The organism is Luteimonas endophytica (assembly GCF_029887875.1).
GTDB lineage: Bacteria > Pseudomonadota > Gammaproteobacteria > Xanthomonadales > Xanthomonadaceae > Luteimonas > Luteimonas endophytica.
On the sequence record NZ_JARXRM010000008.1, the window covers coordinates 122447 to 135200 of the forward strand.

Sequence of the window (12754 nt, forward strand, 5' to 3'; positions counted from 1 at the left end):
TAGACTGAGCGCATGAGCGCCCTGCCCTACGACTCCCACCGGCTCTGCGAGCTCGCGGGCGAGCTGATCGTCAACGTCCGCGAACTCGCCGCGCGCGGCTGGACCCCGGCGACCAGCAGCAACTTCTCGCAGCGCCTGGACGACCGCCACGCCGCGATCACCATCTCCGGACGCGACAAGGGCCGGTTGCGCGAGTCCGACATCATGGTGGTGGACCTGGACGGCGCCGCCGTGGGCAGCGACCACCGGCCCTCGGCCGAAACCCTGCTGCATACGCAGCTGTACCGCCGTTCGGCGGACATCGGCTGCATCCTCCACACCCATTCGCAGCACCAGACCGTCGCCTCGCGGCTGTTCGCGGGAGCCGGCCACGTGCGTCTGGAGGGCTACGAGCTGCTCAAGGCCTTCGCCGGCAACACCACCCACGAGGCCGCGGTCGACGTGCCGGTGCTGCCCAACAGCCAGCACATGCCGACCCTGGCGGCGCAGGTCGACGCGCTCCTGGACCGGGGCCCGCTCTGGGGCTACCTGATCGACGGCCACGGCCTGTACGCCTGGGGCCGCGACATGGCCGAGGCCCGCCGCCACCTGGAGGCGTTCGACTTCCTGCTCGGCTGCGAGCTGGAGCTGTTCCGGTTGACGGGGCCGCGCTAGCGGCGCGGCACACTTCTCCTCCGATCCTGCATTCGCCGTTGTTCCGGCTCCGGAGAGCCGGGCCGTTGGCCGTCCCCAGCTACCGGATTCCGATGCCGCGTCCTCTCCGGTGCGGGTTGGCGCGCGGGCTTCGGCGGCAGCGGCGCCCGGGCCGGGGGTGTTGCGCAGAGCAGGCCATGGATGGCCTGCGGCCCTGACTCCGGCCATGGATGGCCGGACCGAAAGGCGGAGCGACACCCCCGGCGCGGCTTCCGCCCCGCACGCCAGACCGAAGTCGCTCTAGAGGAACCCAACCGCAGGAGCGGCTAGTCGCTGTCGCCGCGCCCTGGCGACGATGATGGATCGCGCTATCGAGTCGGGCTGCCTGGCGCTCCGTGACGCGACTTGCGTTCCGGCCTCGACAGCCCCATTTTTAGCGCTTGCCTCGCCAGGAGACACCGCCATGAGCCGGCTGCGCATTTTTGCCGAAGACGCCCCCGATACGCCCGCCTTCGTCAGCCACGACGGCGACGAGATCGCCCGCGAGCTGGAGAAGATCGGCGTGACCTTCGAGCGCTGGAACGCGGCCCAACCGCTCGCCTCGGGCGCCAGCCAGGAAGCCGTGATCGCCGCCTACCGCCACGACATCGACCGCCTGGTCGCCGAGCGCGGCTTCACCAGCGTCGACGTGATCAGCATCGCCCCCGACAACCCCAAGAAGGACGAGCTGCGCGCCAAGTTTCTCGAAGAGCACTACCACAACGAGGACGAGGTTCGCTTCTTCGTCGCCGGCTCCGGGCTCTTCACCCTCCACGTCGACGGCAGGGTCTACGAGATCGAATGCGTCAAGGACGACCTGATCGGCGTGCCGGACGGCACCACCCACTGGTTCGACATGGGCCCGGAGCCGGACTTCGTGGCGATCCGCTTCTTCCAGCAGCCGGACGGCTGGATCGGCCATTTCACCGGCTCCGACATCGCCCGCCGGTTCCCGCGCTACGAGCGCGGCTGAGCGCGACATGGCCGACATCATCCTGACCGACGTCGAGGGCACCACCAGCAGCATCTCCTTCGTCAAGGAGGTGCTGTTCCCGTACGCGCGCCGCGAACTGCCGCGCTTCGTGCACCTGCACGGCAGCGATCCGGAGGTCCGCCACTGGCTCGACGCCGCCGCGCTCGACCTAGGCGGCGCCTGCCAGGACGAGGTGGTGGTGGAGGCGCTGCAGGGGTGGATAGACGCCGACCGCAAGCACACCGCGCTCAAGGCGCTGCAGGGCATGCTGTGGGCCGAGGGCTATCGCAACGGCGATTTCACCGCCCACGTCTACCCGGACGCGGCCGCCGCGCTGCGGCGCTGGCACGCGGCGGGCCATCGCCTGGCGGTGTACTCCTCCGGCTCGGTGGAGGCGCAGCAGCTGTTCTTCGCCCACTCCGACGCCGGCGACCTCGCACCGCTGTTCGAGGCGCACTTCGATACCCGCTGCGGCGGCAAGCGCGAAGCGCGCAGCTATGCCGGCATCGCCGCGGCGCTGGACTGCCCGCCGGGCTCGGTCGTGTTCCTGTCCGACGTGGTCGAGGAACTCGACGCCGCCCGCGAGGCGGGAATGCGGACGGTCCTGGTCGACCGGCTCGAGGACTATCCGCAGCCGCGCACCGGCGAGGCCGCCAACGGCCACCCGCGCGTGGAGCGCTTCGACCAGATCGCTCCGCGGTGACGGCGCCCGCCATGATCCGCGCCGCGATCCTCTCCCTCGCGCTGGCACTGCCCGCGGCCAGCGGCTACGCTCCCGCCACAGCCGCCGGCCCCGCCGGCACCGACGGGAGCACGAACATGCCTGCCAACGGCCAGACGGCGAGATTCGGCCTCACCGGGACCATGCGCACCACGCCTGGCAACCGTGCCGCGGTGGTGGAACTGCTGCTGCGCGACGTCGAGGCGCTGAGGCCGGCCGGCTGCCACCTGTACGTGGTCGGCCTCGACCCCGACGACCCCGATCTGATCCGCGTCACCGAGGTCTGGGATTCGCGCCAGGCGCACCGCGATTCGCTGCAGCTGCCGAGCGTGCGCGCCGCCATCGCCGAAGCGATGCCGATGCTGACTGGAGAGTTCACCCAGGTCGAATTCTCCGCGGTCGGCGGCCTCGGCCTGCCGCAATGAACCCCGCTGCGCGGGCGGTCGCGATCGCGGCGCTAGGCCTGGGGCTGTTGGGCGCCGGCCCGGGACCGGCTGCCGCGCGCGACGATGCCGAGGGTTACCCGGCGCGCGACCGCCGCCTGATCGACGCCATGCTCGAGCGGATGCCGCCGCAGCGCGCCGGCCATCCCGACCTGTACGTGGTCGGTTTCGCCGGCGACGGCGCCGAGGACGTGTTCCGCAACGAGGTCCGGTACCTCGAGACCATGGCGGGCGAGCGGCTCGATGCGCGCCGGCGGGTGATCCCGCTGGTCAACCACCCGGACAGCCTGGAGGAAGGCGGTGCGCCCTTGGCCACCCTGGCCAACCTGCGTCTCGCGCTAGCGGGCGTCGCCGGCCGGATGGATCCCGAGGAGGATCTGCTGCTGCTGTTCCTCACCACCCACGGCACGCCGGAGCACGAGCTGGTCGCAAGCCTGGCGCCCGTGGTCGAGGAGGCCTTGCGCCCGCAAGACCTGCGCGCGGCGCTGGACGACGCCGGCATCCGCAACCGCGTCGTGGTCGTGTCGGCGTGCTTCTCGGGCGGGTTCCTGCCCAAGCTCCAGGGCCCCGACACGCTGGTGATCACCGCCGCGCGCCGCGACCGGACCTCGTTCGGCTGCGGCGCGGCATCCACGGTCACCTGGTTCGGGCACGCCTGGCTGGTCGAGGGCCTCAACCGGCACGCCAGCTTCGTCGCCGCCTACGACGACGCCACGCGCCAGATCGCGCGGCGCGAGATCAAGGAGGGCTATGCGCCTTCGCTGCCGCAGATCGCGGTCGGCAAGCGCGTTGCGGGAGTGCTGCAGGCATGGCAATCGACCCTGCCGCCGGGGCCGGAGGTGCCCTACCCGTTCCCGGTCGAATCCACGGCCGCGGAGGCCGACGGCCGACTTCCGGGGCCGCGATCCAAGTGAGGCCACGGGCGGAGCCGTTCCCTCGCCGACACCGCTTTCGCTGAAAAGCGTTAGGGGATGCGAGGTTCCGGTTCCGGCTCCAGCTCCACCAGTCGATAGGTCGTGGCGGCGCGACGCTCGCCCCGCCAGCGGTCGAACGCGCGCACCTCCACCCCGTGTTCCCCGGCTTCCAGCGAGGTCGGCAACGCGCCGCGCCACAGGTGCGTGGACGGCGCCGCCTCCGGCGAGCGGTCGAAGCCGCGCGGCTGCGCCGCCAGGTCGTCGCGCGCGTTCTCGGTCGACAGCCACGGATCCGGCGCGGACACCTTGCGCATCGGCCGCCACTCGCCTTCGTCGACGCGGAACTCCACCCGGGTGTCCTCCAGTCCCATGAAGACGTTGGCGTACACCCCCCAGGCCGGGTAGGCGCCGCGGCGCAGCGTGCGCGGCGCGTGCAGCCGCATCGCCGCGGTGAAGGCCGGATCGCCCACCGGCACGCGCGCCGGGACCCATTCCAGCGCGTACTCGCCATCGACACCGATGCGCAACAGCGCGTGGCCGTTCGGCGTGCCGTCGGCCATGCTGGCGTCGGGGATCCCGGCCGCATCGGCCACGCCCGACCAGAATGCGCCGCTGGCGGCACCGACGTTGAACTCGTGCAGGGGGCGCTTCCCGCGCCACCCTTCCCCGCCAGCGTGGAAGCGATGCTGCAACACGTGCCGGTGCCCGCTCAGCACCAGCACCTGCGGAAAAGGTTCGAGCAGGCGGAACAGCCGCTGGCGATCCTCCGGCCGGAACGTGGCGGCGTCGGCGGAGGTGTCGAACAGCGGGATGTGCAGCATCAGCACCAGCAGCCGATCGCGCGGCACCGAAGGCAGGTAGGCCTGGAGAAACGCGAACTGGTCCTCGCGCAGTCCGCCGATGTAGGCGGGGCGCCGCCCCGGCGTGGCGACCACGTCGTCGAGGCCGATGAAAACCGCCTGCGGCGCCTCCCAGGCGAAGCTGTCGGGGCCGTAGACGCCGCGGTAGGTCTGCAGCGACCCCGCGTCGGCGGCGCCCGCGTCGAGATCGTGGTTGCCGGCCACGTGCAGCCAGGGCACGCCCAGGCGAGTAGTCCAGGCGTTGATCGCCGGATACAACGAAAGGTCGTCGTTGGCGATATCGCCGAGGGTGATGCCCAGCCGTGCCGGATGCCCGGCCTGCAGCGGTGCCACCACATCCGCGCCGTAGTAGCCCACTTCGCGCGCGCTTCCGGCCTGCGGGTCGGCGAACACCAGCACGTCGAGCGGCGCTTCCGCGGCATCCGCGGCGGGCACCAGCGTGAAGTCGCAGTCCGCCGCACCGGCCGGCCGCCAGAAGTCCGGCAGCCCGCCGGCGCGGGCCGGCACGGCATGGCCGGGTGGCTTGATCACGAACACCGGTCCTCGCACCGGCCCGGGCAGGCGCCACCGGCCCCCGGCATCGGTGACGGCCAGCCGTTGACCGTCCGACACCCTGACGCCGGCCAGCCCGCGCCCTGCACCGCCATCGGACCCGCGCTCGAGCACCGATCCGGCGGTACAGGCCAGCGCATGGCCCGACACCGTGCACAGCAGCACCACCGCGATCCACCACGCCTTGCGCATTGCGATTCCTTCGACTGGTATGTCCCCGATTATGCCCGGCGGCGACAGGGTCCCGCCCCAGGCATGGCAACCCACCATCCCGTAGGCGCGCGCCATGCGCGCGAAGGCCGACGCGGCGGGAAAACCCCTCGAACCACCGCCGATCCAACCGGAGCCTCCCGCGGCCTTCGCGGCCTTGGGCTGCGTTTACCGGGATTCGGCGCCGCCGCGGCGCGCCGCCAGGCGGCGCTCGAGGTCGGCCAGGCCCAGGCCGCGCGCGCGCAGCAGCACCAGCAGGTGGTAGGCCAGGTCGGCGGCCTCGCCGAGCAGCGCGTCGTCGTCCTCGGCCACCGCCGCCAGCGCGGTTTCCACGCCCTCCTCGCCGACCTTCTGGGCGATCCGGCGGATGCCGGACTCGAACAGCCGCGTGGTGTAGCTGCCCGGCGGGCGCTCGCGCTCGCGCCCTGCGAGCACGGCGTCGAGTTCCGCCAGTTCCGCACCGGGCGCGTCCGCGAAGCAGCTCGGGCGCTGCAGGTGACAGGTCGGCCCCCGCGGCCGCGCCATCACCAGCAGCGTATCGCGGTCGCAGTCGGCGCGCAGCGACACCAGTTCCAGCGCATTGCCCGAGGTCTCGCCCTTGGTCCACAGGCGCCCGCGGCTGCGGCTGAAGAACGTCACCAGGCCCTGCTCGAAGGTCGCGGCCAGCGCGGCACGGTCCATCCATCCCAGCATCAGCACGCGCAGGTTCGCGGCGTCCTGGACCACCGCCGGCAGCAGGCCACCGCCCTTGCTCCAGTCGAGCGCGTCCGGATCGAACGGATCCGGCGCGGAGATCCCCCGCTGTGCTGCGCGCGCAGCGGCGCCGTCAGGGGCAGCCACGCTGCCGCCCGCCCGCTTCTCATTCATCACGCACCTCGATGCCCTGCGCGCGCAGTCCGCGCTTGAGTGCGGCGATGGCGATCGCGCCACTGTGGAACACGCTGGCGGCCAGCGCGCCGTCGACGTCGGCGACGCGGAACGCCTCGGCGAAATGGCGGACCTCGCCGGCCCCACCCGAGGCCACCAGCGGCACCGCGCACAGCGCCCGCGCCGCCGAGAGCTGGGCGATGTCGTAACCGCGGCGCACGCCGTCGCTGTCCATGCAGTTGAGCACGATCTCGCCGGCGCCGAGCCGCTGCGCTTCGACGATCCAGTCCAGGGTGCGAAGCGCCAGCGCACGCGTCTTGTCCGGGTCGCCGGTGTGGCTGCGCACCCGCCATTCGCCGTCCGCCTCGGCCACCGAATCGATGCCGACCACCACGCACTGCACCCCGAATGCGTCGGCCAGCTCCGAGACCAGCGCCGGGCGCTCCAGCGCCGGCGTGTTGACCGAGATCTTGTCGGCGCCGGCGTGCAGCACCGCGCGCGCGGTGGCGACGTCGCGGATGCCGCCGGCCACGCAGAAGGGAATGTCGAGCAGGCTGGAGACCCGCTCCACCCAGGCATAGTCGACCGACCTGCCCTCGGGGCTGGCGCCGATGTCGTAGAACACCAGCTCGTCGGCGCCGGCGTCGCGGTAGCGCAGGGAGAGTTCCACGATGTCGCCCATGTCGACGTGGTCGCGAAAGCGCACGCCCTTGACCACGCGCCCGCCGCGCACGTCGAGGCAGGGGATCACGCGGCGGCTCAGCATCTCGCCTCCCGCAGCGCATCGGCCAGCCCCAGCCGGCCTTCCAGCAGCGCGCGTCCCAGCACGATGCCGGCGCAGCCGCGGGCACGCGCGGCGGCGACGTCGGCGGCGTCGCGCACGCCGCCGGAGGCCTGCACGCGCAGCCCCGGCGCCAGCACGCGCAAGCGGTCGTAGAGCGCGCCGTTCGGTCCCGAAAGCATGCCGTCGCGGTCGATGTCGGTGGACAGCAGGTGCCGCAACCCGGCAGCCGCGTAGCCGGCGACGAGCGCGTCGAGCGGGGCGCCATCCTCGGTCCAGCCGTGCACCGGTACCCGCCACGCGCCGCCGGCTGGATCGAGGCGCGCATCCAGCGCCACGGTGATCCGCTCCGCGCCGAACTCGGCGATCCACGCCGCCACCGTCTCCGCTTCTCGCACCGCCAGCGAACCGACCACCACCCGCGCCGCTCCCGCGTCGAGCAGGCGCTGCACGTCGTCGCGGCCGCGGACGCCGCCGCCGGTCTGCACCTGCAGCCCGGTGGTGTCGACGATCGTCCGCAGCAGCGGCCGCAGCGTGTAGCCGCCCTCGCGCGCGGCATCCAGGTCGACCAGGTGCAGCCAGGTGGCGCCCTGCCCGGCATAGGCGCCGGCCACCTCCAGCGGCTCCGGCCCGTAGCGGGTCTCGCGCGCGTAGTCGCCCTGCGCCAGGCGCACCACGCGGCCGCCGCGCACGTCGATCGCGGGATAGATGGTGAACCCGCCGCTCATGCCATGCCCGCGCCGAGGAAATTGGCCAGCAGCCGCGCGCCGGCGGGGCCCGAGCGTTCCGGATGAAACTGCGCGCCGGCGACCGCGCCGCGGCGCACCACCGCGGCGAAGGAAACACCATGTTCGCTTGCCAGCAGGCAGTCCTGGCCCGGGGCAGCGGCGTAGCTGTGCACGAAATAGGCCCAGGCGCCCGGCGCGATGCCCTCGGTCAGCGGGTCCCGGCGCAGCGGCTGCAGCCGGTTCCAGCCCATGTGCGGGATGCGCAGGCCCGGCGCCTGCCGCAATCGCGCCACCCGCCCGGGCAGCAGCCCCAGGCACGGCGTGTCGTCCTCCTCCGAATGTTCGAACAGCAGCTGCATGCCCACGCAGACCCCGAGCAGCGGCGCCTGCAGGGAACGCAGCACCTCGACCAGGCCGAGCTCGGCAAGCCGCCGCATCACCGTGGCCGCGGTGCTCACGCCGGGCAGGATCACCCGGTCCGCGGCGCGGATCGCGGCCGCGTCGCGGCTTACTTCGGCCTCCACGCCGAGCCGGCGCAGCGCATAGCGCACCGAGCCGAGGTTGGCGCCGCCGGCATCCACCAGCACCACGCGCATCGCCGCGGCGGTGGTCACAGCAGACCCTTGGTGCTGGGGAGCTCCGCGCCCTCGCGGCGGATCGCCTGGCGCAGCGCCCGCGCGAACGCCTTGAAGCAGGCCTCGACCCGGTGGTGGTCGTTCTCGCCCTGCACCGTCATGTGCAGGTTGAGCGCGGCCGCATCGCAAAGCGAGCGGAAGAAATGCGGCACCAGTTCGGTCGGCAGGTCGCCAACGCGCTCGCGGCGGAAACCGCCCTCGAACACAAGGTACGGCCGGCCGCCGAAATCCAGCGCCGCCGAGGCCAGGGTCTCGTCCATCGGCAGGGTGAAGCCGTAGCGGGCGATGCCGCGCTTGTCGCCCAGCGCCTGGCGCAGCGCCTGGCCCAGGGCGATGCCGGTGTCCTCCACGGTGTGGTGCTCGTCGATGTGCAGGTCGCCCTCGGCGCGGACGGCGAGCTCGAAGCCGCCGTGCTTGCCGATCTGCTCGAGCATGTGGTCGAAGAACGGCAGCCCGGTGGAGATCGCAGGCTCGGCGGCCCGGTCGAGATCGACTTCCACCTCGATGGCGGTCTCGCGTGTCACCCGCCGCACCCGCGCCCGGCGCGGAGCATCGGCCAGCGCGTGGGCGATCCCGGGCCAGTCCCATTCTCCGCCGAACTGCGCGGTCCGCAGCTGGAACCCGCGAATGCCGAGGTTGGCGGCGAACTGCAGGTCGGTGTCGCGGTCGCCGACCATCGCCGAGCGCTCCAGATCGATCGAGCGATCGCGCAGGTAGTGCAGCGCAAGCCCGATTCCGGGCTTGCGGGTGGACAGTCCGTCGCCGGGCAGGCTGGTATCGATCAGCTGCTCGCGGAAACGGATGCCCTGGCTTTCGAACACCTGCAGCATCAGCGCGTGCGGGCCGTCGAAGGACGCCTGCGGATAGGCCTCGCTGCCGAGCCCGTCCTGGTTGCTGACGATGACGAACTCGTAGCCGGCATCGCGCAGCTTGAGCAGCGCCGGGATCGCGTCGCGCACGAAGCGCAGCTTCGCGTACGCATCGATCTGGAAGTCCTCGGGTTCCTCGATCAGGGTGCCGTCGCGGTCGACGAACAGGATCGGCGTGCTCACGTCCGCACCCCCGCAGCCGCTGCGCCGCCCGCGCTCGCGGCCGGACGCGCTGGCCGCAGTGCCGCCAGCACCGCGTCGTTCTGCCCGGGACTGCCGATGGTGATGCGCAGCGCATCGGCCAGCGCCGGCGCCGCGCGCTGGTCGCGGACCACGACGCCTGCGGCGAGAAGCTTGCCGAACGCGGTGTCGGCGTCCTGGAAACGGACCAGCAGGAAGTTGCCCTGCGAGGGATACGCGCGGCGTACGCAGGGCAGCGCCGCCAGCGCGGCGGCCATCCGCCCGCGCTCCCGGCGCACCAGCGCCACCCGCTCGGCGGTGGCCTGCTGCGCCGGCGGCGACAGTCCCTCCAGCGCCAGCGCCGCGCACGGCGCCGGTACCGGGTACGGCGCCTGGCACCGGCGCAGCACCGCGATAAGCGCCGGATCGCCCAGCAGCACTCCGATCCGCGCACCCGCCAGCGCGTGCGCCTTGGACAGGGTGCGCAGCACGGCCAGGTTCGGCATGGCCGGCAGCAGGCCGGTCGCGGAGGGCATGGAGGAGTACTCGGCGTAGGCCTCGTCGACCACCACCAGCGCCCGGCCCAGCAGGCGCCGGGCCAGCGCCGCGACGCGCGCCGGGGCGATCGCGCCGCCGGTGGGGTTGGAGGGCGAGCACAGGAACACGATCCGCGCGCCGCGCTCCAGCGCCGCTGTCCCGATCGCGTCCAGGTCCACGTCGAAGCCGATGTCGTCCTCGCGCAGCGGCACCTCGAGCAGCGGCGCGCCCTGCAGCCGCGCGCAGACCGCATACATGCCGAACACCGGTGGCGTCGCCAGCACCGCGTCGCGGCCGGGAACGCAAAGCGCGCGCACCAGCAGGTCGATGGCCTCGTCGCTGCCGCGGCCGACCAGCAGCCGCTCCGGCGCGCAGCCGTAGAGCCGCGCCAGCGCGTCGATCAGCGCCGGCGGCTGCGGTTCCGGATAGCGACGGCAGGCGTCGGCCGCGTCGGCGGGGTTTCGCCAGGCCGACTCGTTCGCGTTCAGCCAGATTCTGCCCTGCAGCCGCTCGCTGCGCGCCGAGCCGTAGCCGGCGAAATCGCGCAGGTCGGGGCGCACCAGGTCGAGCACAGTGCTCATCGTCCCGTTCCCGCCTGCTGCAGGCGCAGCCGAACCGCGTTGGCGTGCGCCTCCAGGCCCTCGGCTTCGGCCAGGATCACGGCACAGCCGCCGATCCCGGCGATGCCATCGCGCGAGGCGGATTGCACGCTGATGAAGTTCTGGAAACTGGCCACGCTGAGGCCGCTGCAGGCGCGCGCCGCGCCGTCGGTGGGGAGCACGTGGTTGGTGCCGCTGCAGTAGTCGCCCAGTGCCTCCGGCGTGTGGTCGCCGAGGAACACAGAACCGGCCGCCTCGACCCGGTCGAGCCAGCGCCGCGGTTCGCGCAGCGCCAGGATCAGGTGCTCGGGTGCGTAGGCATTGGCGATCGCGAACGCCTGCTCCAGCAGCTCGACCTCGATCAGCCGGGACTTCGCCAGCGCCCTCGCCGCGACCGCCGCGCGCGGCAGCGCGGCGAGCTGGGCGGCGAGCGCGCGGGCGACCGCGTCGAGCAGCCGCGCATCGTCGGAGACCAGGATCACCTGCGAATCAGGGCCGTGCTCGGCCTGCGACAGCAGGTCGGCGGCGACGAATGCCGGGTCGGCGCCGGCATCGGCGATCACCATCACCTCCGAGGGCCCGGCCGGCATGTCGATCGCGGTGCCGCGCTGCGCCATCTGGCGCTTGGCCTCGGTGACCCAGGCGTTGCCGGGGCCGAACAGCTTGTCGCAGCCGGGCACCGTCGAGGTGCCGAGGCCCATGGCCGCGATGGCCTGGGCGCCGCCCAGCTTGAACACGCGGTGCACGCCGGTCATCCGCGCCGCTACCAGCACCGCGGGATCGGCGCTGCCGTCGGCGCGCGGCGGCGTGCACAGCACCACCTCGCGGCAGCCCGCCAGCCCGGCCGGCACCCCCAGCATCAACGCGGTCGACGGCAGCGGCGCGCTACCGGCCGGCACGTACAGCCCGACCCGCGCCACCGGCCGCACCACGCGCTCGCAGACCACGCCCGGCGCGGTTTCGACTGCATAGGCCGGCACCATGCCGGCGCGGTGGAAGGCGGCGATGCGTGCGGCCGCCTGTGCCATCGCGTCGCGAAGCTCCGGGGCAATGACGGCTTCGGCGCGCTCGAACTCCGCGGCGTCGACCTCGATCCGCTCCTGCGTCACCCCGTCGAAGCGGACGGTCAGCTCGCCCAGCGCGGCGTCGCCATCGCGCTGCACCGCCTCGATGATCGCCGCCACCGCCTCGCGCGTCTCATTGGCAGTGCCGCGGACCGGACGCGCCAGCGCGGCGGCGCGCGCCGCCTCGTCGAGCGCCGCCCAGCGCAGGCGGCAAACCAGTGCCGCGCTCACGCCAGGGTCCTCTCGACCGGCAGCACCATCAGCCCGCGTGCGCCGGCGTGGCGGAGGTCCTCGAGCCGCTGCCAGGTCATGGCGCCGTGGCACAGCGCCTGCAGCGCCAGGGTGTCGGCGCCGTCGACCTGCAGCACGGTCGGCGGTTCGGCATCGGGCAGCAGCTCGATCAGCCGTGCCATCGCCCCGCGTTCGGCCTGGAACAGCAGCAGGCGGCTGTGGCGCAGGCGCATCACCCCGTCCATGCGCCGCAGCAGGGTCTGCATCAGCCCGGCCCGGGCGTCGGTGAACGGCCGCACCGGGCCGGCCAGCACCGCCTCGCTGCGCAGCAGGGTCAGCACCGGCTTGAGCTGGTTGGCGGCCAGGGTGGCACCACTGGATACCAGGTCGCAGACTGCATCGGCCTGGCCCAGGCGCGGCGCGATCTCGACCGAGCCGGACAGCATCACCACCTCCGCCTCGATGCCCTCCCCGGCCAGCCAGCGCCGCAGCAGCTGCGGGTAGCTGCTGGCGATGCGGCAGCCGCGCAGCTGCCCCGGGCCCTGCCAGTCCCAGTCCTCGGGCACCGCGATGTCGAGCCGGCAGCCGCCGAAGCCGAGCGCGCGCAGCTCGGTGGCCACTGCCGGCGCACCCGCCTGCTCGCGCTCGGCCGCCTGTTCCTCCAGCACGTTGCGGCCGACGATACCGAGGTCGCAGACGCCGTCGGCCAACAGCCCGGGAATGTCGTCGTCGCGCACCAACAGCAGGTCCACCGGCAGGGTTTCGCCGTAGCAGAACAGCCGGTCGCGGCTCTCGCGCCAGTCGAGGCCGCAGGCGGTCAGCAGCGCGCGCGAGGGATCGCCGAGGCGTCCGCTTTTCTGGATGGCGATGCGCAGGCGGTCGCGCACCGCGTCGGCGGCGGGAGGGGGCATGGCGGTC

At 73.1% G+C, this 12754-nt stretch carries 14 protein-coding genes; 5 read left to right on the top strand and 9 right to left on the bottom strand.

Features of this window, described 5'->3' with window-relative positions; translation table 11 throughout:
- The first annotated feature begins 12 nt into the window (after positions 1-12).
- The 5 genes from QFW77_RS00770 (at position 13) to QFW77_RS00790 (ending at position 3723) form a co-directional block, all read left to right on the top strand.
- The gene (locus QFW77_RS00770) at positions 13-654 is read left to right on the top strand and encodes a methylthioribulose 1-phosphate dehydratase (protein WP_280572236.1); all 642 of its coding nucleotides are present in this window, start codon (positions 13-15) and stop codon (positions 652-654) included.
- Positions 655-1096: 442 nt separating this feature from the next.
- Positions 1097-1645 carry a 1,2-dihydroxy-3-keto-5-methylthiopentene dioxygenase gene (locus QFW77_RS00775; RefSeq protein WP_280572237.1) on the top strand — a complete coding sequence of 183 codons (549 nt, stop codon included), beginning with the start codon at positions 1097-1099 and terminating at the stop codon, positions 1643-1645.
- A gap of 7 nt (positions 1646-1652) precedes the next feature.
- A complete protein-coding gene (mtnC, locus tag QFW77_RS00780) occupies positions 1653-2348 on the top strand; it encodes an acireductone synthase (protein ID WP_280572238.1) in 696 nt (231 codons plus the stop codon).
- 11 nt (positions 2349-2359) lie between these two features.
- Positions 2360-2791 carry a putative quinol monooxygenase gene (locus QFW77_RS00785; protein WP_280572239.1) on the top strand — a complete coding sequence of 144 codons (432 nt, stop codon included), beginning with the start codon at positions 2360-2362 and terminating at the stop codon, positions 2789-2791.
- Positions 2788-3723: a C13 family peptidase gene (locus QFW77_RS00790; RefSeq protein WP_280572240.1), complete on the top strand. Its 936-nt coding sequence runs from the start codon at positions 2788-2790 to the stop codon at positions 3721-3723. Before QFW77_RS00785 ends, QFW77_RS00790 begins: the two co-directional genes overlap by 4 nt.
- A gap of 50 nt (positions 3724-3773) precedes the next feature.
- Here QFW77_RS00790 and QFW77_RS00795 read toward each other — a convergent pair whose 3' ends face one another.
- The 9 genes from QFW77_RS00795 to hisG all read right to left on the bottom strand — a co-directional run bounded on the left by QFW77_RS00795 (position 3774) and on the right by hisG (position 12747).
- Positions 3774-5327, bottom strand: a complete 1554-nt coding sequence (locus QFW77_RS00795; RefSeq protein ID WP_280572241.1) for a calcineurin-like phosphoesterase C-terminal domain-containing protein — start codon at positions 5325-5327, stop codon at positions 3774-3776.
- A 186-nt stretch (positions 5328-5513) separates the two neighbouring features.
- A complete protein-coding gene (gene hisIE / locus QFW77_RS00800; RefSeq protein WP_280572242.1) occupies positions 5514-6212 on the bottom strand; it encodes a bifunctional phosphoribosyl-AMP cyclohydrolase/phosphoribosyl-ATP diphosphatase HisIE in 699 nt (232 codons plus the stop codon).
- A complete protein-coding gene (gene hisF, locus QFW77_RS00805; protein ID WP_280572243.1) occupies positions 6205-6978 on the bottom strand; it encodes an imidazole glycerol phosphate synthase subunit HisF in 774 nt (257 codons plus the stop codon). The genes hisIE and hisF overlap by 8 nt, the downstream gene beginning before the upstream one ends.
- Positions 6972-7721 (bottom strand): 1-(5-phosphoribosyl)-5-[(5-phosphoribosylamino)methylideneamino]imidazole-4-carboxamide isomerase, encoded by a 750-nt coding sequence (locus QFW77_RS00810; RefSeq protein WP_280572244.1) that lies wholly within the window; start codon positions 7719-7721, stop codon positions 6972-6974. The genes hisF and QFW77_RS00810 overlap by 7 nt, the downstream gene beginning before the upstream one ends.
- On the bottom strand, positions 7718-8317 hold the full coding sequence (gene hisH, locus QFW77_RS00815) for an imidazole glycerol phosphate synthase subunit HisH (RefSeq protein ID WP_280572394.1): 600 nt from the start codon (positions 8315-8317) through the stop codon (positions 7718-7720). Before hisH ends, QFW77_RS00810 begins: the two co-directional genes overlap by 4 nt.
- A gap of 14 nt (positions 8318-8331) precedes the next feature.
- Positions 8332-9408 (bottom strand): bifunctional histidinol-phosphatase/imidazoleglycerol-phosphate dehydratase HisB, encoded by a 1077-nt coding sequence (gene hisB, locus QFW77_RS00820; protein WP_280572246.1) that lies wholly within the window; start codon positions 9406-9408, stop codon positions 8332-8334.
- Positions 9405-10523, bottom strand: a complete 1119-nt coding sequence (hisC, locus tag QFW77_RS00825; RefSeq protein WP_280572247.1) for a histidinol-phosphate transaminase — start codon at positions 10521-10523, stop codon at positions 9405-9407. The genes hisB and hisC overlap by 4 nt, the downstream gene beginning before the upstream one ends.
- On the bottom strand, positions 10520-11824 hold the full coding sequence (gene hisD, locus QFW77_RS00830) for a histidinol dehydrogenase (protein WP_280572395.1): 1305 nt from the start codon (positions 11822-11824) through the stop codon (positions 10520-10522). The genes hisC and hisD overlap by 4 nt, the downstream gene beginning before the upstream one ends.
- 8 nt (positions 11825-11832) lie before the next feature.
- Positions 11833-12747: an ATP phosphoribosyltransferase gene (gene hisG, locus QFW77_RS00835; protein WP_280572248.1), complete on the bottom strand. Its 915-nt coding sequence runs from the start codon at positions 12745-12747 to the stop codon at positions 11833-11835.
- Positions 12748-12754: the final 7 nt, after the last annotated feature.

Coding starts and splice junctions, on each gene's coding strand:
- QFW77_RS00770 (WP_280572236.1), top strand. CDS start 13: ATGAGCGCCCTGCCCTACGACTCCCACCGGCTCTGCGAGCTCGCGGGC.
- QFW77_RS00775 (WP_280572237.1), top strand. CDS start 1,097: ATGAGCCGGCTGCGCATTTTTGCCGAAGACGCCCCCGATACGCCCGCC.
- mtnC (WP_280572238.1), top strand. CDS start 1,653: ATGGCCGACATCATCCTGACCGACGTCGAGGGCACCACCAGCAGCATC.
- QFW77_RS00785 (WP_280572239.1), top strand. CDS start 2,360: ATGATCCGCGCCGCGATCCTCTCCCTCGCGCTGGCACTGCCCGCGGCC.
- QFW77_RS00790 (WP_280572240.1), top strand. CDS start 2,788: ATGAACCCCGCTGCGCGGGCGGTCGCGATCGCGGCGCTAGGCCTGGGG.
- QFW77_RS00795 (WP_280572241.1), bottom strand. CDS start 5,327: ATGCGCAAGGCGTGGTGGATCGCGGTGGTGCTGCTGTGCACGGTGTCG.
- hisIE (WP_280572242.1), bottom strand. CDS start 6,212: ATGAATGAGAAGCGGGCGGGCGGCAGCGTGGCTGCCCCTGACGGCGCC.
- hisF (WP_280572243.1), bottom strand. CDS start 6,978: ATGCTGAGCCGCCGCGTGATCCCCTGCCTCGACGTGCGCGGCGGGCGC.
- QFW77_RS00810 (WP_280572244.1), bottom strand. CDS start 7,721: ATGAGCGGCGGGTTCACCATCTATCCCGCGATCGACGTGCGCGGCGGC.
- hisH (WP_280572394.1), bottom strand. CDS start 8,317: ATGCGCGTGGTGCTGGTGGATGCCGGCGGCGCCAACCTCGGCTCGGTG.
- hisC (WP_280572247.1), bottom strand. CDS start 10,523: ATGAGCACTGTGCTCGACCTGGTGCGCCCCGACCTGCGCGATTTCGCC.
- hisG (WP_280572248.1), bottom strand. CDS start 12,747: ATGCCCCCTCCCGCCGCCGACGCGGTGCGCGACCGCCTGCGCATCGCC.